The organism is Phycisphaerales bacterium (assembly GCA_016716475.1).
Lineage (GTDB): Bacteria > Planctomycetota > Phycisphaerae > UBA1845 > Fen-1342 > JADJWG01.
The window spans coordinates 835,537-862,358 of the sequence record JADJWG010000001.1 but is presented as its reverse complement, the minus strand read 5'-3'; the positions used below and the strand labels follow the sequence as shown (position 1 = coordinate 862,358).

Annotated in this window: 22 protein-coding genes; 18 read left to right on the top strand and 4 right to left on the bottom strand. The window is 65.1% G+C overall.

The genetic code is table 11. The annotated features are described in order from the left end of the window. The first annotated feature begins 56 nt into the window (after window positions 1-56). Window positions 57-1,256: a tetratricopeptide repeat protein gene (locus tag IPM18_03605; protein MBK9118677.1), complete on the top strand. Its 1,200-nt coding sequence runs from the start codon at window positions 57-59 to the stop codon at window positions 1,254-1,256. 63 nt (window positions 1,257-1,319) lie between these two features. Here IPM18_03605 and IPM18_03600 read toward each other — a convergent pair whose 3' ends face one another. Continuing rightward, on the bottom strand, window positions 1,320-1,955 hold the full coding sequence (locus IPM18_03600) for a DUF3553 domain-containing protein (GenBank protein ID MBK9118676.1): 636 nt from the start codon (window positions 1,953-1,955) through the stop codon (window positions 1,320-1,322). Window positions 1,956-2,221: 266 nt separating this feature from the next. On the opposite strand from IPM18_03600, the gene rpsB reads away from it, so the two are divergent. Together rpsB and tsf are read left to right on the top strand one after the other, a co-directional pair. Continuing rightward, entirely contained in the window at window positions 2,222-3,097 is an 876-nt protein-coding gene (gene rpsB / locus IPM18_03595) for a 30S ribosomal protein S2 (protein ID MBK9118675.1), read from the top strand. Window positions 3,098-3,252: 155 nt separating this feature from the next. After that, window positions 3,253-4,080: a translation elongation factor Ts gene (tsf, locus tag IPM18_03590; protein MBK9118674.1), complete on the top strand. Its 828-nt coding sequence runs from the start codon at window positions 3,253-3,255 to the stop codon at window positions 4,078-4,080. 96 nt (window positions 4,081-4,176) lie between these two features. Here tsf and IPM18_03585 read toward each other — a convergent pair whose 3' ends face one another. After that, window positions 4,177-7,113 (bottom strand): N-6 DNA methylase, encoded by a 2,937-nt coding sequence (locus IPM18_03585; GenBank protein MBK9118673.1) that lies wholly within the window; start codon window positions 7,111-7,113, stop codon window positions 4,177-4,179. Window positions 7,114-7,335: 222 nt separating this feature from the next. On the opposite strand from IPM18_03585, the gene IPM18_03580 reads away from it, so the two are divergent. Then, entirely contained in the window at window positions 7,336-7,962 is a 627-nt protein-coding gene (locus tag IPM18_03580) for a type 1 glutamine amidotransferase (protein ID MBK9118672.1), read from the top strand. An 82-nt stretch (window positions 7,963-8,044) separates the two neighbouring features. Here the strand turns inward: IPM18_03580 and IPM18_03575 are convergent, their stop codons facing one another. After that, a complete protein-coding gene (locus IPM18_03575) occupies window positions 8,045-8,800 on the bottom strand; it encodes a PEP-CTERM sorting domain-containing protein (GenBank protein MBK9118671.1) in 756 nt (251 codons plus the stop codon). Window positions 8,801-9,065: 265 nt separating this feature from the next. On the opposite strand from IPM18_03575, the gene IPM18_03570 reads away from it, so the two are divergent. The 3 genes from IPM18_03570 to nadA all read left to right on the top strand — a co-directional run bounded on the left by IPM18_03570 (window position 9,066) and on the right by nadA (window position 11,532). Next, on the top strand, window positions 9,066-9,923 hold the full coding sequence (locus tag IPM18_03570; protein MBK9118670.1) for a ParA family protein: 858 nt from the start codon (window positions 9,066-9,068) through the stop codon (window positions 9,921-9,923). Continuing rightward, on the top strand, window positions 9,920-10,327 hold the full coding sequence (gene vanZ / locus IPM18_03565) for a VanZ family protein (GenBank protein ID MBK9118669.1): 408 nt from the start codon (window positions 9,920-9,922) through the stop codon (window positions 10,325-10,327). The genes IPM18_03570 and vanZ overlap by 4 nt, the downstream gene beginning before the upstream one ends. A gap of 65 nt (window positions 10,328-10,392) precedes the next feature. Then, window positions 10,393-11,532 carry a quinolinate synthase NadA gene (nadA, locus tag IPM18_03560; protein MBK9118668.1) on the top strand — a complete coding sequence of 380 codons (1,140 nt, stop codon included), beginning with the start codon at window positions 10,393-10,395 and terminating at the stop codon, window positions 11,530-11,532. A gap of 16 nt (window positions 11,533-11,548) precedes the next feature. Here nadA and IPM18_03555 read toward each other — a convergent pair whose 3' ends face one another. Beyond that, on the bottom strand, window positions 11,549-12,253 hold the full coding sequence (locus IPM18_03555; GenBank protein ID MBK9118667.1) for a sulfite exporter TauE/SafE family protein: 705 nt from the start codon (window positions 12,251-12,253) through the stop codon (window positions 11,549-11,551). A gap of 405 nt (window positions 12,254-12,658) precedes the next feature. On the opposite strand from IPM18_03555, the gene IPM18_03550 reads away from it, so the two are divergent. The 11 genes from IPM18_03550 (at window position 12,659) to hydF (ending at window position 26,772) form a co-directional block, all read left to right on the top strand. Continuing rightward, on the top strand, window positions 12,659-13,297 hold the full coding sequence (locus tag IPM18_03550; protein ID MBK9118666.1) for a redox-sensing transcriptional repressor Rex: 639 nt from the start codon (window positions 12,659-12,661) through the stop codon (window positions 13,295-13,297). Continuing rightward, the gene (nuoE, locus tag IPM18_03545) at window positions 13,297-13,776 is read left to right on the top strand and encodes an NADH-quinone oxidoreductase subunit NuoE (protein MBK9118665.1); all 480 of its coding nucleotides are present in this window, start codon (window positions 13,297-13,299) and stop codon (window positions 13,774-13,776) included. Before IPM18_03550 ends, nuoE begins: the two co-directional genes overlap by 1 nt. 22 nt (window positions 13,777-13,798) lie before the next feature. Then, the gene (locus IPM18_03540) at window positions 13,799-15,775 is read left to right on the top strand and encodes an NADH-quinone oxidoreductase subunit NuoF (GenBank protein MBK9118664.1); all 1,977 of its coding nucleotides are present in this window, start codon (window positions 13,799-13,801) and stop codon (window positions 15,773-15,775) included. 33 nt (window positions 15,776-15,808) lie between these two features. Continuing rightward, window positions 15,809-17,530 carry an iron hydrogenase small subunit gene (locus IPM18_03535; protein ID MBK9118663.1) on the top strand — a complete coding sequence of 574 codons (1,722 nt, stop codon included), beginning with the start codon at window positions 15,809-15,811 and terminating at the stop codon, window positions 17,528-17,530. 82 nt (window positions 17,531-17,612) lie between these two features. Beyond that, complete coding sequence (locus IPM18_03530; GenBank protein ID MBK9118662.1) at window positions 17,613-19,676, top strand: 4Fe-4S dicluster domain-containing protein; 2,064 nt, start codon at window positions 17,613-17,615, stop codon at window positions 19,674-19,676. A 97-nt stretch (window positions 19,677-19,773) separates the two neighbouring features. Next, window positions 19,774-20,172 carry a response regulator gene (locus tag IPM18_03525; protein MBK9118661.1) on the top strand — a complete coding sequence of 133 codons (399 nt, stop codon included), beginning with the start codon at window positions 19,774-19,776 and terminating at the stop codon, window positions 20,170-20,172. 85 nt (window positions 20,173-20,257) lie between these two features. Continuing rightward, window positions 20,258-21,439 carry a response regulator gene (locus tag IPM18_03520; protein ID MBK9118660.1) on the top strand — a complete coding sequence of 394 codons (1,182 nt, stop codon included), beginning with the start codon at window positions 20,258-20,260 and terminating at the stop codon, window positions 21,437-21,439. Continuing rightward, on the top strand, window positions 21,399-22,514 hold the full coding sequence (gene hydE / locus IPM18_03515) for a [FeFe] hydrogenase H-cluster radical SAM maturase HydE (protein MBK9118659.1): 1,116 nt from the start codon (window positions 21,399-21,401) through the stop codon (window positions 22,512-22,514). Before IPM18_03520 ends, hydE begins: the two co-directional genes overlap by 41 nt. After that, a complete protein-coding gene (hydG, locus tag IPM18_03510; GenBank protein ID MBK9118658.1) occupies window positions 22,511-23,935 on the top strand; it encodes a [FeFe] hydrogenase H-cluster radical SAM maturase HydG in 1,425 nt (474 codons plus the stop codon). Before hydE ends, hydG begins: the two co-directional genes overlap by 4 nt. A 189-nt stretch (window positions 23,936-24,124) precedes the next feature. Next, complete coding sequence (locus IPM18_03505) at window positions 24,125-25,555, top strand: aspartate ammonia-lyase (protein MBK9118657.1); 1,431 nt, start codon at window positions 24,125-24,127, stop codon at window positions 25,553-25,555. Further along, complete coding sequence (gene hydF / locus IPM18_03500; GenBank protein ID MBK9118656.1) at window positions 25,552-26,772, top strand: [FeFe] hydrogenase H-cluster maturation GTPase HydF; 1,221 nt, start codon at window positions 25,552-25,554, stop codon at window positions 26,770-26,772. Before IPM18_03505 ends, hydF begins: the two co-directional genes overlap by 4 nt. Window positions 26,773-26,822: the final 50 nt, after the last annotated feature.

Here is a 26,822-nt window from a genome sequence, read left to right as displayed (position 1 = left end):
TGGCCGAGTACCATGCGGCATACGCAATGGGATGTTGGCATTCTGGGAGGTGCATAATGCGTAAGCACACACGTTGGTGGAGCCGCGCGCTGATCGTGTTCGTGGGGTGGTTCGCGGGCGGAGCGTACGCCGCGCCGCCGACGGCCGAGCAGCTCGAACAACTCGGCAAGCTCTTTGAGCGGATCGGCTCCGGGCGCGGGACGGTGTCCCTCGAGGACGGGCGGGCGGCGTTGGAGCAGGTGCAGCGGCTGGACCTGTCTGTCGATGAGCTCTCGGTCGCGGAGCGTTCCCGGCTGCTGCGGGTACACATTTACGCCGCGCTCGCGGTGGGCGATGTCGCCACGGCGCGGGAGGCGCTCCAGCGACTGGAACGGGACGGCGTGGAAGACCCCGATACGCTGCGAGCAAGCTGGACGGTGGCGGCGGTGGCGGGTGATAGCCCGAAAGCGATGAAGACACTCGAGACGCTGCATGCGAAGGGCTTTGCACCCGGGCAGGCCATCGGTCCGCGCATGCGGCAACTGGAGCTGGTGGGGGAACCGGCTTCCAACCAGGTGGTGACCACGGAGCAAGGGCTCGGGGTGCCGCTGTTCGAGCGGCGCGGCCGCGTACTGGTGATCGACTTCTGGTCACACGGACGCATGCCGGAACCCGCAGAGGTGCAGGCACTGCGGGAACTCTATGCATCCTACGGCAAGCAGGCGTTGGTCCAGTTTCTCGGGATCAATTCCGATGGCCCCGCGCAGCTTGAGGTTGCGCAGAACTTCGCACGGGAGAATGGGTACGAGTGGCCGCAACACTACGAGCGGACCACGAGCGAGGCGCCGCTGACGACGCGTCTGTTCCGGGTGGCGGATCCACCGTGGGTGGTTCTGATCGATCAGTTCGGTAACATCCGGGCGGTGCGGGCAGCGCGCGATCCGGTGTTCGAGTACGCACTGCGGGCGGCGCTCGCGGAAGCGCGCGGCGACTATCGTCCGGTACTGCCGATCACACGTGCGGGACGGCAGGCGGGGATGGCGCAACCAGCCACTCCACCCGCAATGCGCGGGAATCCACGGCCGGACCCTCCGCCGGGACAGGACAAAGGTAGTCTGCCGCGTAGCGACGAGGCGAAGAAGATGATGGACGAGGCGCGGCTGTTCGCGAAGACCGGCAAGAAGTCTGAGGCGCGCCGGATCTTGCGGGAGCTGATCGAGAAGTACCCTGGAACGTACGAAGCGGTCGAAGCGGCCGAGTGGTTGGAATATCTTTGAGGCGCATGGGGGGATGCGCAGTCGTCCAAAGTCGTTGCAGCCCTCCGCACCCAGCTCGTTACCTTACCGTCGCGGGACGGTAAAGGGATCGTCTTCATCGCGTTCCTGTGAGAGCCCGGCCCACACAGTGAAGATACCCCGGGCCGGTTCCGGCACCTCCGCCAGCGCATCGCGCAGACCGCGTCCACCGGCCGTCGCACGCACCCGTTGTACCGCATCGCGCGCCGCCACGTCCCGTTGCCGCTGGAATGCCGCGAACGCCTCCCGTAACTCGTCTCGTGACCAGATCGTCAGCGGATCGGCGACGCCCGTCTGGCTACGGGCCCACCGCAGCAGGGCCGTGGCCGATCCGTCGCACTCGTACAGCGGTGCCAGCACGACCAACCGTTGTGCCGATGTTCCCAGGAACTCCCGCACTCGCTCCGGCAAGGCCCGAAGCTGGTGGTCGAGTGTCGATTTTCCCAGTTGATCCAGCCAGCCCGCAGCCCGCGTCGGCTCTGCGGTTGGCAACATCAATCGCCCCGGGGGCACCATCATCGTCCGATGCCCCGTGGCGAACTGCACCGAGACGCGGTGTGCCGGTTGCCCTCCCAGGTCAACGGCCTGTACGCGCAACACCGTGCCGGCGCCCCACTCCGGCCGCACCGGGTTCACCACGCGTGTCCCCACGAGATCATCCGAAATCGGCAGTTCCGCCATGTCTCCATTCTCGGCCGCTGGCGGAATTTCACAACCCCGCCGCCCGCCTTCTCGGTAGCGTTCCCGGTCCGCGCGCTGCCTTGACGCAGCGCCCACCGCCCGGCTACATTACCTGGTCTGCGGAAGGGCGTCCGCGGCCAGTATCGGTCCAATGGGGGATCGGCTGGAAGGTCTTGTTCCACGGAAGCTCCTGGGGGTCGCCCAAGGGGCTGTACGCACGGTCCGCCCTGCGGACCCCGCTCGCCGCTGGCGAGCAGAGGTGAAGATTGTCTGCTGCGCCCCTCGTCCGAGAGCTGCTCGACGCCGGCATCCACTTCGGCCATCGCTGCAGTCGCTGGAACCCTCGCATGCTGCCGTACATCTACGGCAAGCGCAACGGCATCCACATCATCGACATCCGTGAGACGCTGCGCGGCCTGCTGCGGGCCAAGCGTTTCATTGGACAGGTTGTGTCACGCGGCGGTGACGTGCTCTTCGTGGGCACCAAGCGCCAGGCCCGCGAACTGGTGCAGCGCCACACGGAACGCTGTGGCATGCATTACGTCACCGAGCGCTGGCTCGGTGGAACGCTCACCAACTTCCGGACCATTCGCTCGCGGCTGGAGCGGCTCGAGTTCCTCGAGCAGCTTGTTGTCAGCCCCGATTGGGAAACCGGCTATTCGAAGAAGATGAAAGCAACCCTGTCGCGCGAGCTCGTCAAGATTCGCCGTAACCTCGATGGCATCCGCCGCATGAGCCGCCTGCCCGGCGTCCTTGTGCTGGTCGATGTCAAAAAGGAAATCAACGCTGTCCGCGAAGCCCGCGCGATGAAGATTCCGACGGTCTGCCTGGTCGATACCGACAGCAACCCGACCGATGCGGACATCCTCATCCCCGGCAACGACGACGCCATGCGCGCCATCGAACTCATCGTGCGCGAGCTGGCCGACGCCGTTGAAGAAGGCAAGCGCGCCCGGCCCGAGCCCGCGGAGATCGCCCCGGTGGAGGGGCGTGGTGGGGAGTTCGCCCGCCGGCCGCGCCGCGGTCGCGAGCACACCCCCAGCGAGGGGCCGGCGCCCGTGCCGGCGCCCGTGCCGGCGGCCGTCGCCGTCGCACCGGCTGCGCTGCCAGAAACTGCTGCCCCCGAATCGCCCTCGGCCTGACCTGGCTCGGGCGCAGGTGAGGACGCGGTCAACGCCGCCGCGTTCGGTGCCTTGGGTGCCGCGATCCAGGCGTAATTTGATCAACCGAATCCCCGGGGCCGGGTTGAGCCGGCCCCAGGCCTCGAGCCTAGGCCGCACTCTGGAGGAATTTCGCAATGTCAATCTCCGCCGCGCAGGTGAAGGCCCTCCGTGAGAAGACCGACCTGCCGATGATGGACTGCAAGCAGGCGTTGGAGGAGGCGCATGGCGACGAAGCCAAGGCCATCGAGATCCTCCGCAAGAAGGGCCATGGCCAGGCCGCCAAGCGCGCCGACAAGGCCACGGCGGAAGGTCGCATCACGTTCGCGCTCGACCCGGCGGGGGGGCGCGTGGCGGCGGTGGAGTTGCTCTGCGAGACGGAGCCGGTCTCCGGGACCGAGGACTTTGTGAAACTCGGCAAGGCCGCCGCGGAGGCCGCCTTGAAGCTCGACCAGCCGACCGCCGACGACCTGCTCAAGCAGGCGTCGCCGATCCTTGGAGGTGCGACCATCGGTGACGCTCTGACCGATGCGGTCAACCGTATTCGCGAAAACCTGAAGTTCGGGCGGATCGTGGTCCTGAGCGGCCACATCGGTCATTACCTGCACTTCAACTCGAAGACGGCCGCGCTCGTGCAGTTCAGCGGTCCGTGTCCGGCCAGCGTCGGTGCGGACGTGTGCATGCACATCGTGGCGATGTCACCGCCGTACCTGAAGCGTGAAGACGTGCCAGCCCACATGGTGGAGCAGGAACAGAGCATCGCGCGCGAGCAGGTGAAAGACAAGCCGCCGCAGATCATCGAGAAGATCGTCGCCGGCAAACTGGACCGCTGGTACTCCGAGATGACGCTGCTGGAGCAGCCGTTTGTGAAGGACGACAAAAAGACCGTCGGGCAATACGTGCGTGAGCACGGGGCGGGCCTGACGGTGACGAGCTTCGTGCGCCTGGCGGTCGGCACGGCGTAACCGCGCACGCGGCGCAGCAGAGCCGCCAATCGCAGCACGTATCCCCCTCCCTTCGCAGGGAGGGGGCAGGGGGAGGGTGGAAGTGCGTACTGCCGCTCAAGAGCCCCGATCGCCGGGTGCCGCGATCGCCTCTTCGACCACTGCAATCTCCTCGTCCGTCAGTCCGTACAGTTCGTACACCAGCCGGTCGATCTCGCGGTCGGTCTGGTCGATCTCGCGCTGAATGACGGTGTGTTCGTGCGTCGCTGTCGCAGCAGCCGATCGTCGCTGCAGCGCGAGCATCCGGCGCACGGATGTCACCATGCGTTTTTCGTCCGCTGAGGGAATCGCCCCAGGCCACGGGAGAGAGCAAAGGTCCTTGATGGTAACCTGTGCAAAATCGTCCTTTGTGGCTTGCGTCACGAGCTTCACGTACAGGTGCGACAGGAGCCGGCTATTGAGCACGCCTAGCACCAGCTCGTGCGGAACCGACATGGGCAGCAAGGAGTAGAGGTTCTTGTTGGTGATGAAGGTCTCCGACGCAGACGTGGCCATCAGACGAAACTGCCGGTTCACCAGTCTTCGAAGCAACAACCGCGATCCTGAAAACCATTTGAAATCGCGGGGGCGCTCTTTCATGGACTCATCCAGCGCGGCGTACCGCTTGATGCACTCGTTCAACCGGTAGCGATAGACATCGCCTTCGAAATATGGGTACGCGTGCCGACGCGTCTTGCGCGGGCTGAGCGCCTCCGGCGTCGGCAGTACGCCCCTGCGAACCTCGATGATGTCGCCGAGTGTCAGTGAGCAGCGGATTCTCAGAGTCGCGATCAGCTCCACGGCGCTCGGATCCATCACAATGCGTTTTTCCGGATCAGCAAGCCACGTATGCTGCGGCACGCGCGTGTAGGTGATGTCGTCCATCGACGTGATGCGCTCCCGCTTCGGATATTCGTACGTGAGCGCCACATGGTCGGTCGAAGCTTCTGCCACCCGCCGCAGACAGACGATCGCGGTGTCGATGTATGCCGCGGCGAAGACGTCATACGGCAGCAGGATCGCCCGCTCCCACTGGGTCCACTGTAGTAGGAGCTCCCTCACCGGGAAGTAAGCGGGACCCCCAAAGATTGCAGACGGGATAATCATCCCCAATGTGCCGCCATCTCTCAATCGCTTTATGCCAGCTTCCAGGAAGGCAACGTAGGAATCACCACGAGCGTGATACGATTGCAGGCGTGCCCGCAGATACTGCTGCTCCGACGCGCTGAACGATGCACCGTACGGCGGATTCCCGATCAACGCGTCGAAGCCCCCCTCCTTGAACGCCTCCGCGAACTCCGCCTTCCAGTCGAACGCGTTGATCCGGTAACGCTCCTCCTCGTCGAACATCTCGAACTGCTGCCCGTTGTAGAAGTCCGGCCCGATCAGCGCGTTTCCACACTTGATGTTGTTCGTCAGGTCCGGTAGGGCGCGCTCGTGAAACAGCCGCAGCGACGACCCCACCGTCTCATCCGTCTCCCCCTCCAGCACCTTCAGCAGCAGCGACAGCTTTGTCACCTCGACCGCCTGCGGGTCGATGTCTACCCCGTAGATGTTGTTCAGCAGGATGCGCTTCTTCTCCCGTATCGTCAGTCGCCTGACGCCGCCGGCCCCTTGGTAGATGCGCTCTCCCAGCCCCGCCGGCAACGGCTTTCCCGCGACGATCTGCCCGACGTACTGCTCCCGGTGCCAGTCCAACAGGTACTGGTACGCCCCCAGCAGGAAGGAGCCGCTCCCGCAGGCCGGATCGAGCACGCGCAGCATCTTCGCCCCCTTCGGCAGCTTCCGCGCCCGCCCCGCCTTCGTCTCCCGGTCCGGCCCGATCTCGCGCGGCGTCCGCCCCTCCAGCAGTTTCCCCACCGTGTGCTTCACGATGTAGTCCACGATGTACGTCGGCGTGTAGTACACGCCACCCGCCTTCCGGACTTCCGGCTTCTCCTCGATTACCGCCCGGTGCCCGGCCGTCAGCCGGATCACTTTCCCGAGAAACTGCTCGTACACCTGCCCCAGGATGTCCGCCGATAGAACCGAGAACTCGTACGGGCTCTCAGGATAATACAGCCGCCCGACGATGTCCTTCAGCACCTTGTCGTCTAGCTTCAGCCCCAGTGTTAAGGCGTCTGGCGGCCCCCGGTCCGGCTCCTGGCTGAAGTAGAACAGGCCCGCGTTGTACTTGTCGTCCGCCTCCCGGAAAAGCGCGCCCAGCCGCGCATACAGCCCGGTCCCCTGGACGAGCTCCTGGAGCCGTCCGTAACGCTCGATGCCCCGGTCCTCGCACATGCGCAGGAAGATGACTCGGTCGATCGTCCGCTGCACCGCATAATTCAGATCCCGCACCGAAAGGGCAGCATTCCGCAGCGCGAAGTTACGCGCCAATGTCTCGCGCCACTCCTCGATTTCCGCGAGAAACGCATTATCCACTTCCGCCGTTCCACGCTTTCCGCGCACGGTCTGGGCGTACTTGTCGAACGATCCCTTCAGGATCGCCTCTTTCGAGAAAATCGCCGCGATCTCCCCCCACTTCTCCGGATACTGGTCGTACGTCAGGTACAGGATGCGAGCCACCGACGGTTTGTCTGTATGGCTCGGCTTGACCCGGCAGTCGTAGACGGCGAACTCCTCGAAGTCCGTCAGGATCGAGAGCGGTAACTTCGCCGACCACGCATAACGTCGCAGCTGGAACGCGGGCTCCGGTGCCGTCTTCAGGTTCACACCCGGCTTCTTTGCTTCCAGGAAGAATTTCCGTGCACCTCCGATTCGGAAGGAGTAATCCGGTGCACTCGTGGCTGCACCGATCTTGAGTGAGTCCTCGTGAATCACGTCCCGGTACGCATCTGCGTAGCCGGCCACGTTCGCCAAGTCCCACCCCAACTCCGCAAACATCGGACTGATGAAGTCCACCCGACAGAGCGCTTCGTTGTACGACGGACCTCGATAAAAATCTTCATTCTGCGCGAAGCGCTGCACCAGCGCTACGACAGCTGGCGGCGTGGCACTATTGCTTGACGCGTCCATAAACCTCCCCCGCACGGGGGTGATTACGACATTGCGGCGGCCTGGTAAAAAGTGCCGCGTACCCCGAACGGTACCCGTCCCACGTCGCAACGTCCAGAAATCACACTACCACTCGCGCTGCGTGACGCCCCCCGACAAATGAACGTGGGTGTTTGGTCACCGGCGCGCTACAGTCCTGTAAGTACGGCTTTCCATCCCCCACTCAACATCCAGGAGGATCACATGCGATCGACACTCCTTTTCACCACGCCCCTGCTCGCCACCGCCTTGCTCGCCGCCGGCTGCCAGAGCTCTCAGCCCGCGGTCCGCGCTGACGGCACCGACGCCCATCTGCTGACAGGGCGACACGTTGCGATCATGATCGCGCCGGGCTTCCATGACGGCGAAACCCTTGAGCCGATGGCATACCTCAAGGACCGCGGGGCGCGCGTGACCATCATCGGTTTGGAGCGCGGCGAAATCCAGGCATACAACAGTGAGCAGAAGATCAGCGTTGAGAAGCGTATCCGGGATGTCCAGGTGGCCGACTTCGACGCCCTGATCATCCCTGGCGGGCGGTCCCCGGCGGGGCTGCGTGAGAACGAGCAGGCCGTCGCGTTTGCCCGTGATTTCGTGACGAGCGGTAAGCCGGTGGCGGCCATCTGTCACGGCCCGCAAGTGCTCGTGACCGCCGGCGTCATGGCGGGCCGTACCAGCACCTGCATCGAAAACGTCGGCCCGGAGATCACGGCGGCCGGCGGCAAGTACATCGACGAACCGGTGGTACGTGACGGGAATCTGATCACGTCGCGGCTGCCGCAGGACCTGCCGGTTTTTTCAGAGGCCATTGCCCAGGCGCTGGCAGGTTGATCGCCCCCACCGCAATACACGGCGACCCCGGCGGTCCCGCACGGACCACCGGGGTCGCCTCCTATATCTGAATCACTGCGGGTTAACGGCGGCGGCCGATCAGAAGCCCACCCAACGCCAGCAGGACGAGGCCGGCCGGCTCGGGGACGAACGTGAACTGGATGCGGTTTGCGAGGTTGAAGGAGCCGGGGCCGAAATTGCCAACCGCATCATCGACATTACCCGTGCTGACGACGCTGCCGTTGGTCCAGGCATAGCCGTCGAAGTTCCAGCGGGTCTCAACCCCGTGTACGTCACCGTGACCGTCGTGTCGGACCAGCATGACGAGGTCCTGACCGGGGGTGAAGTTGTAGGGGGTGTCGAAGGTAATGATGAAGCTGAAATCGGCATCTGCACCCACGGCGTTGCTCTCAAAACTGAATTGCGGCACCGTGAGGGGGCCGGAGCGGACGAGCACCGGGTTCGACATGTTGTCGGCAAACGTGGCGGAGGTCAGGCCATTGGCAGCGACGGCTGCGGCGGAGGGCTCGGCCAGCGTGATGTCATAGCGCCCGAAGTTGAGGTCGCCCAGGGCCGGGTAGTCCACGCCGGCGACGGCCGGGAGGCGGAAGGACATCGCGGTGATCTGGAGGGGCTGGTCAACGGTGGCGAAGAAGGAGTCGTCGTAAAACTGCTGGAGGACGCGATCGGCCTCACGGCTGAGCGATGAGAAACCGACGTAAGGGAGGCCCTCACCAGTGACGATGTTCTGGGCCCACAGGGCGGGGGTGCTCATCAACGCGATGAGAGTGCCCACAGCGAATCGTCGGTTACGCATGGAAAATAACTTCGTGTTCATCTTTCCTCTCCTCTTGGGGTCAACCAAGCTTCTGTTCCGAAGGCGTCGAGCCGGGTCATGGTTCCCCTGAGCGCCCATCACCCAACCGCCAGTATACTCGCAGAGTAATTCAGACGGGGTTCGGATTCCAGAAAAATCAGGTGAACTTGGAGGCGGACGAGCCCACGGAGTGTGTGTTGGAGGCCGATCCGCCCCCGGTGCCAAGGAATGACTCCGTTGCAGGGGTCGCGGTGCGGGTAGGCGACCGTGCGGTATACTGCCCGCCATGCGTTCGATTGCGATTCTTAATCAGAAGGGCGGCGTCGGGAAGACGACCACGGCGGTCAACCTGGCGGCCGCATTGGCGCGTGCGGGTCAGCAGGTCTTGCTGGTGGATTTGGACCCGCAGTCGCATGCGACACTGCACCTGGGCGTGGAAGTCGGCGCCGACGAGCCGACGATCTACGAGGTTCTGCTCCGGCAGGCGCCGATTGGCGATACGGCGCGGAGCGTCGCGGACCGGCTGGTGCTCATCCCCGCGACAGTGGATCTGGCGGGGGCGGATGTGGAACTGGCGGAGTTTGATGAGCGTGGCGTGGTGCTGGCGCGGGCGGTCGGGCCGTACCAGGAGGGCTTCGACTTCTGCATTATGGATTGTGCGCCGTCGTTGGGACTGTTGACGGTGAATGCGCTGGCGGCGGTGGATGAGGTGATTATTCCGTTACAGCCACACTTTCTGGCGCTGCAGGGACTGGGGCGTCTGCTGGAGACGGTGACACTGGTGCGGTCGCAGCTCAATCCGCGCCTGCGGGTGACGGGTGTGGTGCTGTGCATGTTCGAGAAGGGAACGCGGCTGGCGCAGGAGGTGCTGGAGGATGTGCGGGCGTTCCTGGCCGGAACGGAACCGGAGACGCCGTGGTCGGGCGCGCGGATTTTTGAAACCGTGATACGTCGAAACATCAAGCTGGCGGAATGCCCAAGCTTCGGCCAGACGATCTTCGACTACGCCCCGGGCAGCCATGGGGCGGAAGATTACCTGGCGCTGGCACGGGAGGTGTACCGCGACGGGAAGCGGGGGCGGGCGGCGGACCCGGAGGCGGTAACGGTACGCGCGGCTCCGGGGGGGGCGACCGCGGCATTGTGAGTGGCGGCACGACCCAACTCGATGCGCGGTGGCGGCACTGGTACCGGCGGGCGCTGCCCGCGTACTGGATCTTCCTGTTCATGGCGACGCATCTGCCGAAGCTGCGGTTGGGGATGCCGGGTTTGCCCTGGGTGGACAAGGTGGCACACTTCGGGGCGTTCGCACTGCTGGCGTTCCTGTTCTGGCGTTGTGCGGAAGCGGGAAAAGCGCCGCTATCGGGCCGCTTAGTGTGGTTTGCTGGGGCCGTGCTGCTGCCGTACGCCGCACTGGACGAGTACCTCCAGGGACCGGTGGGGCGGGGCGTGGAACTGCTGGACTTCTTGGCGAACGCGGCAGGCGTAGTAAGCGTACTGACGGTCATGGAATGGCGACGGCGGAAGTGGGGCCTGCGAGGGTGCGATTGACCGGAGCAGCGGGTATGCAGGGAGGCACCGCTATACTTCGTATGGGGCCGGCACACGAGGATGGCATGGTTCGGCAAGCACCTTTGACAAGCGCGTATACCGAGGCGAGCGACGCGGAGCTGCGGAGGCGGATCAGCGCGGCGAAGGCGGAGCTTGGGTCGCGGCTGATGATCCTGGGGCACCATTACCAGCAGGACGAGGTCATCGCGTTCGCCGACTTTACGGGGGACAGTCTGAAGCTGTCGCAGATCGCCGCGGAGCAGCGCACGGCGGAGTTCATCGTCTTCTGCGGCGTGCACTTCATGGCCGAGTCGGCTGACATCCTCACGGGCGGGGAGAAGGCGGTAATCCTGCCCGATCTGACGGCCGGGTGCAGCATGGCGGACATGGCGCACATCGACCAGGTGGAGGCCGTTTGGGCGCAGCTTGAGCGTGATGCGGATCAAACCATCACACCTATCACTTATGTCAATTCCAGCGCAGCCGTGAAGGGCTTCGTCGGACAGCATGATGGGGCGTGTTGCACCAGTTCGAACGCCAAGCTGGTGCTGGAGTGGGCGCTGCATGGCGCGACTGCGGACGGGGACCCGGCCGCGGGTCACAAGGTGCTGTTTCTGCCGGATCAGCACCTGGGGCGTAACACGGCGTTCGCGCTGGGGTGGCCACTGGAGAGTATGGTAGTGGTGGATCCGGACCGGCCCTTCGGTGGTGTGACACCGGAGAAGCTGGCGACCGCGCGATTCCTGCTGTGGAAGGGACATTGTTCGGTGCATGCGCTCTTCAAGGAAGAGCAGGCGCTTGCGTTGCGCGCAGCACCGGAGCCGTGGCAAATCATCGTACACCCGGAATGTCGGTGGGAAGTTTGCCAACTCGCCGACGAGGTAGGAAGCACGGAGTACATCATCCGGACGGTCACGGCAGCGCCGGAGGGATCGTTCTGGGCGATTGGAACAGAGCTGCACCTGGTGAACCGGCTGGCGGCGGCCCTGCCTGAGAAGCGGATCCGGTCGCTGGCGGGGGTGCAGTGCCTTTGCAGCACGATGTACCGGATCGACCTGAAGCACCTGTGCTGGGTACTGGAAGAACTGGTGCGCGGGAAGTCGGTGAATCGGATTCGCGTTGCTGAGGAGACGGCCCACTGGGCTCGTGTGGCACTGAACCGGATGCTGGACCTGTGTCCGGCACAGCCGCTGTCGGCGCGGTAGGACGAACGCCCGGCGTTCAGCCGCGAATCAGAAACAGCAGGCCGGCGACGGCCATAGCGAGTTCGATGAGCAGGATGAAGACGCGCTCGGGGAGGCGATCGACAATACGCTTGCCGATCCACGAACCGAGAATCATGACGGGGCCGAGCATCAGTCCGATTGTGAGGGTCTCGAACGACAGTACGGACATCTGGCGGTAGACAACAAGTTTGGTGATATGCATGACGACGGTGGCGAGAGCTTCGGTGCCGATGTAAGCGGACTTGGCGAGTCCGAAGGCAAGGAAAAATGGCGCCATGACCGGCCCGACGCTACCCACGATGGCGGAGAGGAAGCTGAAGCCGGCGCCGATCCAGGCGAAACGCTGGATGGGGAAAGGGCGCGGCCGTGGGCGAGTCAGGCGCCGCCAGGCGACGATTGCGAGGAGGAATAGGCCAAGCACGCGTGTCAGGATGGGCAGAGGGGCCGAGGCGAAAACAACGCCCCCGGCGATGGCGAAGGGTACGGCACCGAGTGTGTACCAGCCGACGATCGGCAAGTGCACAGCGCGGTAATTGAAGACGACGCGACTGGCATTGCCGATCAGTTGGGCGACGGTGAGGATGGGAACGGCCACGCGCAAATCGAAGATGGCGGTGAGGATGGGCAGGAGTATGGCCGCGCCGCCGAAGCCGCTGACGGCTGCGAGGGTGGCGGCGACGAGTCCGGCGGCAAGGAGCAAGGCGGTCTCAGGAAGCGTGAGATTGTAAAGAAGCAACGTTGGGTACCGGTGCTGGTGCGGGGGTAAGGATCCAGTCGGAAGTGTAGCAGCCAGGACCCACGAGAAGCAGGAAGAAGGGGGTGGATTCAGTCATTGGAATGGGGTGCCCACCAAGGTAAGGCCGGAGAAGTGTTGGGTGATGGTTGCCCGGATCGGGCATGGCTCGGCGTGGAAGTCCGATATGATTCGCGTCCGAGGCAATTGTGATCTTGATGCTATTTTTACCAAAAGGTCCTTGACAAAAGGGGTTTCCTGGTCGATACTGTGAATGAGTTCACAGTGTGAATCGATCGGCGCAGCGATGAAGCCGATACGGCGGGTGGGTGAGGATATGCGGCTTGGCCGCCTGTGAGACCCGGTGCAGCGATGCAGATACCCGACCGCGTGATCGAACGGCTGAGTGCGTACCGGCGTCACCTGCAGCGTTGGATTCAGGAGGGGCGCGATCGGATCTTCTCGCACGATCTGGCACTACTCGAAGGCGTCACAGCGGCCCAGGTCCGTCGCGATCTGATGACGGTCGGTTACACGGGCAGCCCGGCCAAGGGCTACGATGTCGCCGGGCTCATCGACCACATCACCGGATTGTTGGCCCCGGGGGCGGCGGGCGGGATTGCGCTCGTCGGTGTGGGACATATCGGGGGAGCGATCCTGGATTATTTCAGTGGTCGGCAGCCCGGCTACCGCATTGTGGCGGCGTTTGATGCGCATCCGGACAAGGTGGGACGGGTCGTGCATGGTCATCGCTGTTACGACGTGCGAGAAATGGCGGCGGTCCTGGAGAGTCAGCCGGCGCTGGTGGGGATCGTCGCGGTCCCGGTCGAGGCGGCCCAGGACGTTGCCGAGCGGTTGGTACGGGCGGGCGTGCGGGGGTTGCTGAACTTCGCCCCGCGGCGCCTCCGGGTGCCGCCAGAGGTCTTCGTGGAAGATGTCGACATCGCATTGTCGCTGGAGAAGGTGGCCTTCTTCGCGGCGATCCGAGCAGATCGGCGGGAGGCGCAGTAGTGCTCGCGGAACAGACGACGGAACTCGATGTGTTGCTCGAGGAGTACGAGAACGCTGAACGGGACCAGTTGATACCGATCCTGCAGGCGGTGCAGGAGCGCTTCGGCTACCTGTCTCGCGAGGCGATGGTGGCCGTGGGGCGGCGGCTCGACCTGCCGGTCAGCAAGGTGTACGGCGTCGCCACATTCTACAACCAATTTCGCTTCCAGCCGCTGGGCAAGGTGCATTGCCAGGTGTGCCGTGGAACGGCGTGCCACGTGAAGGGTTCGCAGGGGGTGCTGGATGCGTTGCGGACGACTCTGAAGGTTGAACCCGGGCAGACGACGCGGGACGGACTTTTCAGCATCGAGGTTGTGGCCTGCATTGGGGCCTGCGGACTCGCGCCCGTGGTGGCCGTTAACGGTGAGTTCCATGCGAGCATGACCCCTGACAAGACGCGAAAAGTTCTGAAGCAGTACGGCAAGGCCGAAAGCAAGTGAGGCGCGGAGCGCTATGGCAATCATGAGTACGGAGAGCGGTGGTGGTAGGGTGCAGGAACGGCGCGGCCTGTCGCCCGCGGACGTGCGCGCACTGCTGGACGGCCATGGTGCGGCCGAGGTGCCGGAACGCGCCGCGCGGCTGGCGTTGCTGCGGCGCGACCAGGTCGAGCGGCCGACGATCTTCGTGGGAGCGGGCACGTGCGGGCTCGGCGCCGGGGCGGGGAAGACGCTTACCGCGGTGCGCGCGTACCTCGAACAACACACGCTTGCGGCCGATGTAGTCGAGGTGGGCTGTATCGGCATTTGCTCGGCGGAGCCGCTGGTCGATGTGCAGTTGCCGGGGCGGACGCGGGTGGCATTCTCGCAGGTGACGGCCGACCTGGTGGACACGCTGCTCGACGAGCTGCTGGCCAGGCGTGCACCGAGCGGGAACATCCTCGGGCAGTTCCGCCCGGTGACCGATGGCGCTGCAGTCTGGGAGGATGTGCCGTTTCTGGACGAGCACCCCTTCTTCGCCCCGCAGACGCGCTGGGTGTTGGCCAACTGTGGGAACATAGATCCACAGAGCATCGACGAGTATCTGGCACGCGACGGCTACCAGTCGCTGGCCCGGGTGCTGCGTGAACATACCCCGGCTGAACTATGTGACGAAGTGGAGCGCAGCGGGCTGCGGGGTCGTGGCGGCGGGGGCTTTCCGACTGGTCGGAAGTGGAAGTTTGCGCTGCAAACGCCTGCGGAGCAGAAGTACCTCGTGTGCAATGCCGACGAGGGCGATCCGGGGGCGTTCATGGATCGAGCGGTGATCGAGGGCGATCCGCACCGGCTGGTGGAGGGCATGGCAATCGCGGCGTATGCCATCGGCGCGAGCAAGGCGTACGTCTACATTCGCGCGGAGTATCCGCTGGCGATCCGCAACCTGAAAGTGGCGCTGGCGCAGGCGCAAAGCTATGGGCTGCTGGGGCAGAACATCCTCGGCAGCGGTTTCTCGCTGGAGATCAAGATCAAGCAGGGTGCGGGGGCCTTCGTCTGTGGCGAAGAGACCGCCCTGATTCACAGCATCGAGGGGAAGCGCGGGATGCCACGCCCCCGACCGCCCTTTCCGGCGGTGAGCGGGCTGTTCGGCAAGCCCACGGTGATCAACAACGTCGAGACACTGGCAAACCTGCCGGTGGTGGTGCAGCGTGGCCCCGAGGCCTTCGCGGCAGTGGGTTCGGGCTCGAGCAAGGGGACGAAGGTATTCGCGCTGTCCGGCAAGGTGTTGCGGACCGGTCTGATCGAAGTCGCGATGGGGATGCCGCTGCGGCAGGTGATCTTTGAGATCGGCGGTGGGATTCCGGGCGGCAAGGCGTTCAAGGCGGTGCAGATGGGGGGGCCTTCGGGCGGCTGCGTGCCGGGACAGCACCTGGACATCGAGATCGACTACGAGTCGCTGAAGAGCGTGGGGGCGATGATGGGCTCGGGCGGCATGGTGGTGATGGATGAAGACAACTGCATGGTGGACGTGGCGAAGTTCTTCATGGACTTCATCCAGCGTGAGAGTTGCGGCAAGTGCATCCCGTGTCGAGAGGGGACCAAGCAGATGCTCGACATCCTCCAGCGCATCACGCGGGCGCACCGGCACGAATCGGGCAACGAGGCCCTAGCGCGGTTCCGGGGCGTGATGACGATGGAGCGGCTCGCACAGGTGATCCAGGACACGAGCTTGTGCGGGCTGGGACAGACGGCGCCGAGCCCGGTGCTCAGCACGTTGCGGTGGTTCCGCGAGGAGTACGAAGCGCACGTGTTCGAGCGGCGCTGTCCGGCGGGAGTCTGCAAGGAGCTACTCACCTACCGGATCGAAGAGACCAAGTGCAAGGGCTGCACGATCTGTGGGAAGGTCTGCCCGACGGGCGCGATCAAGGGCGCGTTGCGCAGTCCTCACTACATCGTGCAGGAAGAGTGCATCGCGTGCGGCGCCTGCAGCGAGGCCTGCCGGCTGGATGCGGTCATCGTGGAGTAACCCGCGCCGCAGGGCGCGTCAGCGGAGCAGGACGTGATCACGATTGAAGTCAACGATCGGCCGGTGGAGGCGAAGTCGGGCGAGACGGTACTGGACGCATGCCGGCGGGCCGGGATTCGGATTCCGACCCTCTGCCATCTCCAGGGGCTGACGCCGACCGGGGCTTGCCGGATCTGCGTGGTCGAGATCGCAGGGCAGCGCAACCTCGTGCCGTCATGCGCTTACCCGGTGGCCGATGGCATGAAGGTGCAGACGCATTCACCCCGCGCGATTCAGGCGCGGCAAACGGTGACGGAGCTGCTGCTGTCGAGTCACCCCGATGATTGTCTCTACTGCATTCGCAACGGGCAGTGTGAGCTCCAGGGACTGGCCCACGAACTCGGGGTTCGGGAGCGCAAGTACTGCGCGGCCCGGGCTACGCACAAGCTGGACGTGTCTTCACCGTCGATCGTGCGGGATCCGGCGAAGTGCATCCTCTGCGGCAAGTGTGTCCGTGTGTGCGAGGAGGTGCAGGACGTCGCGGCGATCGACTTCCTGAAGCGCGGGAGCCAGGCGCTGGTGGGGACGGCCTTTGACCAGGGGCTGAATGTGTCGAGCTGTGTGAACTGCGGCCAGTGCGTGATGGTCTGTCCGACCGGCGCATTGCGCGAGCAGGTGCACCTGCGCGAGGTGACGGATGCGCTCGCCGACCCGCAGAAGTTCCTAGTCGTGCAGCACGCCCCGGCGGTGTCGGTGACACTGGCCGAGGAATTCGGCATGAAGCCGGGCCGGGACATCGCCGGAGTGCTGAACGCGGCGCTGCGGAAGCTGGGCTTCGACCGTGTCTTCGATACGAGTCTGGCGGCCGATCTGACGATCATGGAAGAGGCCTCGGAACTGGTGCACCGTCTCCAGACTGGTGGGCCGCTGCCCATGTTGACGAGCTGCTCGCCGGGCTGGATCAAGTACGTGGAGCAGAGCTATCCCGATTTTCTGCACCATCTCTCGAGTTGCAAGAGTCCGCAGCAGATGATGGGTGCCGTCATCAAGACTTTTTTTGCCCAGCAGGCCCAGGTCGCGCCGGAAAGCATCTATAGCGTCGCGATCATGCCGTGCACGGCGAAGAAATTCGAAGCCACGCGGCCGGAAATGGCCCGCAACGGTCTGCCGGACATCGACGCGGTGCTGACGACGCGTGAGTTGGCGCGGCTGATCCGAATGCGGGGTCTCAATCTGGACCTCCTCGCGCCCGAGAGTCCCGACTCCCCATTGGGGGAGCGCAGCAGCGCGGGCAAGCTCTTTGGGGCGACCGGCGGCGTGATGGAAGCGGCGGTTCGTACGGCGTACCACCTCGTGACCGGAACGGAGCTGACCGAGCTGAAGATCCAGCCGCTGCGCGGGCTGAAGGGGGTCAAGGAAGCGCGCGTTCAGGTGGGTGCACTGGAATTGGGCGTGGCGGTTGTGAGTGGCCTTGCGAACGCGGCTGAGCTGCTGGATCAGATCCGCGACGGACGCACGGACCTGCATTTCATCGAGGTGATGACGTGTGCCGGCGGATGCATCGGTGGCGGCGGCCAGCCGCTGACAACCGATCAGGAAGCGGTGCGGGCCCGGATGCGGGCGTTGTATCAGATCGACCGCGAGGACGTAGTTCGGCAGTCGCACCGCAATCCAAGTGTACAGCGGCTCTATGCGGAGTTCCTGGGTCAGCCGCTGGGCGACAGGAGTCACGAGCTGCTGCACACGCACTACCACGTGCGCGACGTCGTTGGATAGCACGAGTGCAGTGAGAATCAGCCGAATTGACGGGCTGGTGACGCAGTGGTCACCCAGGTGCGTGGCAGGCGGAAGCTGAGTGATGGATTCGCAGAAGCACGAACAGAGACCGCTGATCACGACCGTGCCGGAACGCTGCCGGCTGTGCTATACGTGCGTCCGCGAGTGCCCGGCGAAGGCGATCCGCATCGAGGGCGGGCAGGCGGAGGTTCTCGGCGACCGCTGTATCGGATGCGGCAATTGTGTCCAGGTGTGCAGCCAGTCCGCCAAGGACGTGCGTTCCGACGTGGCGCGCGTCGAAGCCCTGCTAGCCGACACGCGGCCGGTCGCGGCCCTGCTGGCGCCAAGTTTCCCCGCCGAGTTCACGGAGTATCCGTACGAGACACTGGTGGGCATGGTGCGGGCCCTGGGATTCGCACGGGTCCACGAGGTTGCTTTCGGGGCCGATCTCGTGGCGGCCGAGTACAAGCGCCTGGTACGGCAGCCGGACGGGGCACGCTGGATCGCGACCACGTGCCCGGCGGTGACGGCCTACGTCGAGCGGTACTTCCCGGTGCTGGTGCCGCGGCTGGCGCCGATCGTGTCGCCGATGATCGCGGCGGCGCGCGCCCTGCGGATGCTGTACGGCCAGGAACTGCGCACGGTGTTCATCGGCCCTTGCATCGCGAAGAAGGATGAGGCGGCCGCGCTTGACGTGGCCGGCGACATCGATGCGGTGCTGACGTTTCTCGAACTGCGCGAATTATTCGGCCGGCATCCGCTGCGACCGGATGCGGTGGAGCAGAGTGATTTCGATCCGCCACATGGTGGGGTCGGCGCCCTGTTTCCGTTAAGCCGGGGCATGTTGCAGACAGCGCAGATTGAGGAAGACCTGCTGGCGGGGGACGTGGTGGCGGCGGACGGGCGGCAGGCGTTCATCGAGGCCATCCGCGAGTTTGAAAGCGGCAACCTGGATGCGCGGTTACTGGAGATTCTGTGCTGTAACGGGTGCATCATGGGGCCGGGGATCGGCCGGCCCACACCACGGTTCGGCCGGCGCCGGGCCGTGAGTCGCTATGCCCGGCGGCGCATGGACGATTCCGACCGGGCGCGGTGGTATGACTATTGGCCGCGGCTCCAGGCGGTGAACCTGCAGCGGAAGTTCCGGGCCCGTGACTGCCGGCTTGACAGCCCGGCGGACGGTGACGTGTGCCGTGTGCTGCGGGCGATGGGCAAGCGTACTCCGGTGGACGAGCTGAATTGCGGGGCGTGTGGCTACGAGACGTGTCGGGAGCATGCGATTGCGGTCGTCAAGGGGCTCGCCGAAAGTGAGATGTGCCTGCCGTACACGATCGAGCAATTGCGGCGCACCTGCGAGGACCTGACGAGCTCGAACCGGGAGCTGGCGTCAGCCCAGGAAGCGCTGATGCAGTCAGAGAAACTCGCCCATATGGGGCAGCTTGCGGCAGGCATCGCGCACGAGGTCAACAACCCGCTCGGCACGGTGCTGATGTTGTCGCACGTGCTGCTGGATGAGTTGCCGGCGGAGGCGGGGCAGCGCGAAGATCTTGCGATGATCGTGGCGGAGGCCGACCGGTGCAAGAAGATCGTGGCCGGCCTGCTGCACTTTGCGCGCAAGAACAAGGTCGAGGCGCAGCGAGTGAGTCTGCGCGAGTTAATCGACGGGGTGGCGGAAGGGGTGCGGCGTCAGCGCGGCCTGGAAATCGCGGTCGAACATTTGAATGGCAACCTTGAGGTGGAAATTGACCGCGATCAGATCCTGCAAGTGGTGATGAATTTCGTGACGAACGCGCAGGCCGCGATGCCGGAGGGAGGCGTGTTGCGGTTCCGCACTGGCGGTGATGACGAGACGGTGTGGTTCGCGGTACAGGACACTGGCGTGGGTATTGCGCCAGAACACCGGAAGAAGATCTGGGAACCGTTCTTCACGACCAAAAAGGCCGGGGAAGGCACCGGGCTGGGGTTGGCGGTGGCGTATGGCATCATCAAGATGCACCACGGTGATGCGCGCGTGGAGACTAACGCCGACCCGGCGGCGGGTCCGACCGGGACGACGTTCACGGTGCGTTTGCCGCGGCGACGCGGCACGTCCGGTGTGGGTGCGGAGGAGCGTGTCACCGGTGCCGGAGCGGTGGAGTGTCCCTAAACTGTTATAGCGACAGGCCGGCGCGCCGGTGTGTTGCTCCAGGTACGCTGGACGGCGGCACCCCGCAGGGCGGCCGGCGTGAGAAAGGATTGCAGTGATGGCGAAGCGCATTCTGCTCGTCGATGACGATTCGGATTACCTGCTCTCGATGCAGGTCCAACTGGAGCGGGCCGGGTACGCCGTGACGACGGCGGAAGGTGTCGCGTCCGCGAAGGCGCAAATGGCCGCCCTGCGGCCGGATGCGGCCATCATCGATCTGATGATGGAGGAGACCGACGGGGGCTTCGCGCTGTGTTATCACATCAAGAAGCTGGATCCGGCGATCCCGGTCATCATGGTAAGCGCAGTCGAGAGCGAAACCGGGCTCGAGTTCGATGCCACGGCACCGGGGGAGCGCTCCTGGTTGAAAGCCGACGCCTTCCTGGCGAAGCCGGTGCGATTCGAGCAGTTGCAGCGTGAGTTGGAGCGCCTGGTACCGAAACAGGTCGCCCCCTGAGCTGATTTGATGCCGCCCGGATGGCCGCCGGCCGCCGGACCGGGGCGGCCCCGTGGTACGCGGTGCCCTTTGGTGGACGGAGACGATGGATATTCTGCGGGTACTGGTAGTGGATGACGAGCCGGGCATGCGGCACAGCGTCACCCGTGCGCTGCGCAACATGACGGTGCGCCTGCCACAGATCGAGGGCGAGACGCGCCTGGAAACCGCGACCGCGGAGAGCGGGGAGGAAGCGCTGGAGATCCTGGCGCGTGAAACCTTCGACCTTGTCCTGCTCGATCACAAGCTCGGCGGCATCACCGGCATTGAGGTGCTCGAGCGGCTGGGTCCGCGTGCGCAAGACATGCGCATCATCATGATTACGGCGTTCGCGACGATCGAGACGGCCGTGCGCGCCACGCGCAGTGGCGCTTACGACTTTCTGGCCAAGCCCTTCACGCCGGACGAACTGAAAGCCACGTTGCGAAAGGCGATGTCGCACCTGATGGTGGAGCGACAGGCCCGGCGGCTGGCCGACGAGAAGCGGCGCATCCGTTTTGACTTCATCCGCGTGCTCGGGCATGAGCTGAAAGCGCCGCTGGCGGCGATTGAGAGCTTTCTCGGGCTGATGCGTGACCGGGCGGCAGGTCCGGATCTGGCAGCGTACGACCATATCATCGCGCGTTCGCTGCTGCGGGCGAGCGGCATGCGCAAGCTCATCAGTGACCTGCTCGACATGACCCGGATCGAATCGGGTGAGCGCAAACGCGAACTGACCAGCGTGGACCTGAGCGAACTGCTGGCCGGTGTGCTTGACCTGGTGCGCCCGCCGGCGGACGAGCGTGGCATCGCGCTCACTCTGGCGGTGGAAGGCGAGGCGTGCCTGCAAGCGGACCGCGGAGAGCTCGAAATGGTCTGCAACAACCTGCTCTCCAACGCGGTGAAGTACAATCGTGACGGGGGGCGGGTCGATGTGCGGGTGCGGGGCGCGGCCGATCGCATCGTACTGCGAGTGACCGATACGGGTATCGGTATGACGAGTGCGGAGGCGGAGCGTCTGTTCAAGGACTTTGCACGCATCCGCAATGAGAAGACGCGCGACATTCCAGGCAGCGGATTAGGTCTGTCGCTGGTGAAGAAGATCGTGGAGGCCTACGGTGGGGGCGTGCGGATCGAGTCGATCCCGGATGTCGGCAGCACGTTTGAAGTGGTCTTGCGCCGGGAACCTGGCACGGTGGAGCACGGCGATGGAGCGCGGGACGCTGCGGCAGTGGCTACGCGAAACTGACGATACCCGGCTCGCCGAGTTGTGGGCCGCGGCGGATGCGACGCGCCACGCGCACGTCGGGGACGCGGTGCACCTGCGCGGGCTCGTGGAGTTCTCGAACTACTGCGCCCGCGAGTGCCACTACTGTGGACTGCGTGCCAGTCATGCCGACATCGAGCGCTACCGGATGAGCGCCGATGAGATTCTCGCATGTGCCCAGGCGGCCGTGCGCTTCGGCTATGGCACCGTGGTGCTGCAATCGGGAGAAGATTACGGCACCAGCGCGCGCTGGCTGGAAGACGTCGTCCGGCGGATCAAGGCGGAGTCACCCCTGGCGGTCACGCTGAGCGTGGGCGAGCGCCGGCCGGAGGAACTCGCGGCGTGGCGCGCGGCGGGTGCGGATCGGTACCTGCTGCGCTTCGAGACTTCCAATCCGCAGCTCTTCGCGGCCATCCACCCCGGGCACGGGGGGCGGCTGAGTGACCGAATCGCGCTGCTGCGGACGCTGCGCGCGCTCGGGTATGAGGTTGGGAGTGGCGTGATGGTCGGAATCCCCGGGCAATCGTGGGACGACCTCGTGCACGACCTGGAGACGTTTCAGGGTCTGGATCTGGACATGATCGGGATCGGCCCCTACCTGCCGCACCCGCAGACGCCGCTGGGGCGCGAGGGCCCGCAGCGTATCGCGGCGCCGGAGGAGCAGGTGCCCAACAGCGAGCTGATGACGTACAAGATGGTGGCGCTGACGCGGCTGATGTGTCCGGAGGCAAACATCCCGAGCACGACCGCGCTGGCTACGGTCAACCGCGAGCGGGGTCGGGAATTGGGTCTGCAGCGCGGTGCCAACATCGTCATGCCGAACCTGACGCCACCACTGTACCGCTGCAAGTACGAGATCTACCCGGAAAAGGCCTGCCTGCACGAGAGCGCCGAGCAGTGTCATGGTTGCCTGCTCGGCCGGATTCGCGCGCTCGGCCGGCCGGTGGGGACCGGGCGCGGCGATTCTCCCAACCGGCGACGCCGGGTGGAGCCGCCTGCGGCCGTTTCAGCGCTGCCGTGCGCGCACCCCTCCCGGTCGGAGAGCGACGCGAAATGAGTACGCTGGCGAAGATGACACTGAGTGCCGGGGCCGAGGACTTCATCGACGAGGTGCGGTTGGGTGACCTGCTGCGCGCCGGGCCGCCCGAACCGGCCGAGATGCGGGCAGTAGTAGCCAAGGCGCTGTCCAAGCAGGCACTCACGACCGAAGAAACGGCGGTGCTGCTGCGCGTGACGGAGCGGGACCTGGTCGAGGAGCAGTTCGAAGCCGCCCGCCAGCTCAAGCGCGACGTGTACGGAAACCGCATTGTGCTGTTTGCGCCGCTGTATGTCGGCAACCTGTGCATGAATGACTGCCAGTATTGCGCCTTTCGACGCACGAATCCGGGCGTCGTGCGGCGGACGCTGGGGCTGGACGAATTGCGGCAACAGGTCGTGGCGCTGGAGAGCCAGGGGCACAAGCGGCTGATCCTGGTTTTTGGTGAACATCCGAACTACGACCCGGAGTTCATCGCCGAGAGTGTGCGCACCGTGTATGCGACGCGGACCGTCCGCGGTGCGATCCGGCGCGTGAACATCAACGCCGCTCCGCTCGACGTGGAGGGCTACAAGATCGTGCTGGCAGCAGGCATCGGCACGTACCAGGTCTTCCAGGAGACGTATCACCACGCGACGTACGAGCGGGTACATCCGGCGAACTCGCGGAAGGGTGACTACCTCTACCGGCTCGACGCCCTCTATCGTGCCCAGGAGGCCGGCATCGACGACGTGGGCATCGGGGCGCTCTTCGGCCTGTATGACTGGCGATTCGAGGTGCTCGGACTGGTAACACACGGGCAGCACATGCAGGCGCGTTTTGGCGTGGGACCGCACACCATCAGTTTTCCGAGGACGCAGCCGGCGCACGGTGTGCTGCTCGATGGGCGCTGGGCGGTCAGCGACTACGACTTCAAGCGTGTCATCGCGACGCTGCGGCTCGCGGTACCGTACACGGGGCTGATCCTGACGGCGCGCGAGAGCGCGGCCCTGCGGCGCGAGGTGCTGGCCTTCGGAGTATCACAGATCGATGCCGGCAGTCGGATCGAGCTGGGCGGCTACACCGAAGCGGGGGATACACAGTGCATGGAACGCGAGCAGTTCCGGCTGGCGGACGTGCGTTCTCTCGATGAAACCCTGTACGAGTTGATGACGGACGGCTACCTGCCGAGCTTCTGTACGGCCTGCTATCGGCTGGGGCGCACCGGCGAGCACTTCATGGAGTACGCGATTCCGGGATTTATCCAGCGGCTGTGCACGCCCAACGGGCTGACGACGCTGATGGAATATCTTGTCGATTACGCCTCGCCTGCGACGCGCGCCGCGGGCGAGCGCTTGATCGAGGTGGAATTGGCGAAGATGGAGAATGCAGCGCTGGTGAAGACGGTGCGCGAACGGCTGGAACAGATCCGGACGACGGATGCACGCGATCTGATTTTCTGAGCCGGGTGACGCAGCGCGGGAGTGTGCGATATGCACGCGCGAACAAGTGAGAGCGGGGACGGCTGGTGCGCGCTCCGTGGAGGGCGCTCCCGCCTCCGTCGGAGGTTTCACGTGCGCTTATGGAGCGGGGGAACAGGTCCAACCGCACTGCGGTTACCCGATTGCATATCCCTCCACCCCTGAGGCGGCATGTCCACGTGGCGTCGCGAGACTGACTTGCTCGGTGCGTGCGAGGTGCCCGCGGAGGCCCTCTACGGCATTCACACGGTACGTGCACTGCGGAACTTCCCGCTGTCCGGACGAGCGGTCCATCCCGCGCTCGCACAGGCGTATGGAGAAGTCAAGCGGGCGTGCGTACGGACGAACCGGCGCCTGGGGTACCTTGAAGGCCCCCCTGGACATTTGTCGGCACCGGCGGCGGCTGCGCTGGAATCCGCGTGTGCGGAACTGGCGCGCGGTGATCTCTGGCCACACATCGTCGTCGATGCGTTGCAAGGCGGGGCTGGCACATCGCTGAACATGAATGTGAATGAGGTTCTCGCGAACCGGGCGCTGCAATTGCTGGGGCGCCCGCTTGGCGAGTACGCGACGATCGATCCCCACGCCCACGCGAACCTGCACCAGTCGACCAACGATACGTTTCCCACCGCGCTACGCGTGGCGGCGATTGCGCGGTTGCGGGCGCTGGAGGGGGCGTTGGCGGAGTTGGTCGCGGCGTGGCAGGAACAGGAGCAGCGGCTCGCGGACGTGGTGAAGGTGGGCCGGACGGAATTGCAGGATGCGGTGCTCACGACGCTGGGGCGGAGTTGTGGTGCCTTCGCCGAGGCGTTCGGGCGGGACCGTTGGCGGATTTACAAGTGCGAGGAGCGACTTCGCACGGTGAATCTGGGCGGCACGGCGATCGGCACAGGGCTAGGTGCCCCGCGTGACTACCTGTTTGCGGTGGTGGACGAGTTGCGTGCATTGACCGGTTTCGGGTTGGCGCGGGCGGAGAATCTGGTCGAGGCGACCCAGAATGCCGACGCGTTCGTCGAAGTCAGCGGATTGCTGAAGGCGTGCGCAACGAACCTGCTGAAGGTCAGCGGAGATTTACGCTGGCTCGGCTCAGGGCCACAAGCGGGCTTGGGGGAGTTGCGGTTGCCCGCCCTGCAGGCCGGTTCGTCGATCATGCCGGGCAAGGTGAACCCGGTGGTCCCCGAGGCGGTTACGCAGGCGGCCCTGCGGGTGTGCGCACACGACCAGGAAGTGACACAGGCCGTTGCGCTGGGGAATCTGGAGTTGAATGCCTTTCTGCCGCTGGTCGCGGATGCACTGCTTGAAAGCGTGGACCTTCTGGAACGCAGCGCCACGCTCCTCCGTACGCATGTGGTTGCGGGGCTGGCGGCTGATCGGGCACGCTGTGCACTGTACGTGGAGAGCTCCACGGCCACGCTGACCGCATTGGTGGGGCGATTGGGGTATGAAGTAGTGGAGGACCTGGCACAGGCCGTGGTCCGTACGGGGCAGGGTGTACGGGCACTGGTCGTCGAGCGTGGGTTGCTCACGGAGGAGGAGTTTGCCGCGCTCACCGCGCCGGAGGCCGTGCTGCGGCTGGGCGCGCCGCCGGGGAGGGTGCCATGACCCGTTATGCCCCCGCGCCCAAGGGGTTGCGGCTGCACATCGGCATTTTTGGCCGGCGCAACGTGGGTAAGTCCTCGCTGCTCAATGCATTAACGCGGCAGGCGGTGTCCATTGTCTCGGAGACGGCCGGCACCACGACCGACCCGGTTGAGAAACCCATGGAGCTGCTGCCGATCGGCCCAGTGTTGTTCATTGATACGGCGGGGATTGACGACGAGGGAGCCCTCGGTGCGCAACGCGTAGCGCGGACGCGCTCCGTACTGGACCGGACGGAGGTTGCGTTGCTCGTGGCCGAGGCGGGGGCCTGGGGCGATTTCGAGGAGGCGCTGCTGGAGGAGTTGCGGGGACGGCACGTGCCGACGGTGGTGGTCTTCAACAAGTGCGATCGCGCGGCGGTGGACAGCGCAACGCGGAGCGCGCTGCAATTGCAGCAGTACCCCGTGGTACAGACGGTCGCGGCGACGGGTGTGGGGCTGGCGGAGCTGCGGCAGGCGCTCATCGGGGCGGTGCCGGAGGAGCATTTGCGCGCCCCAACGATCCTTGGCGACCTGGTGCCACCCGGGGGGCTGGTCATACTGGTCGTGCCGATCGACAAGGAAGCGCCCAAGGGACGACTCATCCTGCCACAGGTGCAGGCGATTCGTGACCTGCTCGATCACGATGCGCTCTGCATGGTGGTCAAGGAGCGCGAGTTGCGGGCGGCACTGGCGCGGCTGAAGCGGCCGCCGGACCTGGTGGTGACGGATTCGCAGGCGTTTCTGAAGGTGGCCGCGGACACGCCGCCGGAAGTACCGTTGACTTCCTTCTCGATCCTGTTTGCGCGTTTCAAAGGGGATTTGCATGAGTTTGTGCGCGGGGCGCGTACCATCGACACGCTGCGCCCGGGAGATCGTGTGCTGATCGCCGAGGCGTGCTCGCACCATCCGATTACGGAGGACATCGGGCGGGTGAAGCTGCCGCGCTGGCTGACGCAGTACGTCGGAGGAAAGCTCGAGTTCACGCACGTGCAGGGACACGACTTTCCACCCGATCTCGAGTCATACAAGCTGATCGTGCATTGCGGAGCATGCGTACAGAACCGACGCGAGGTCCTCACGCGGCTGGAACGGGCGCGTGCGCACGGTGTACCAATGACCAATTACGGCGTCGCTATTGCACATTCGCTGGGGATTCTGTCGCGGGCGCTGGGGCCGTTCGGAATCGGGACGGAAAAGTAGCGGCAGTGGGGCTCCACGGCGGGTTGTGAGGTGGTGGCCCCATCGTCTGG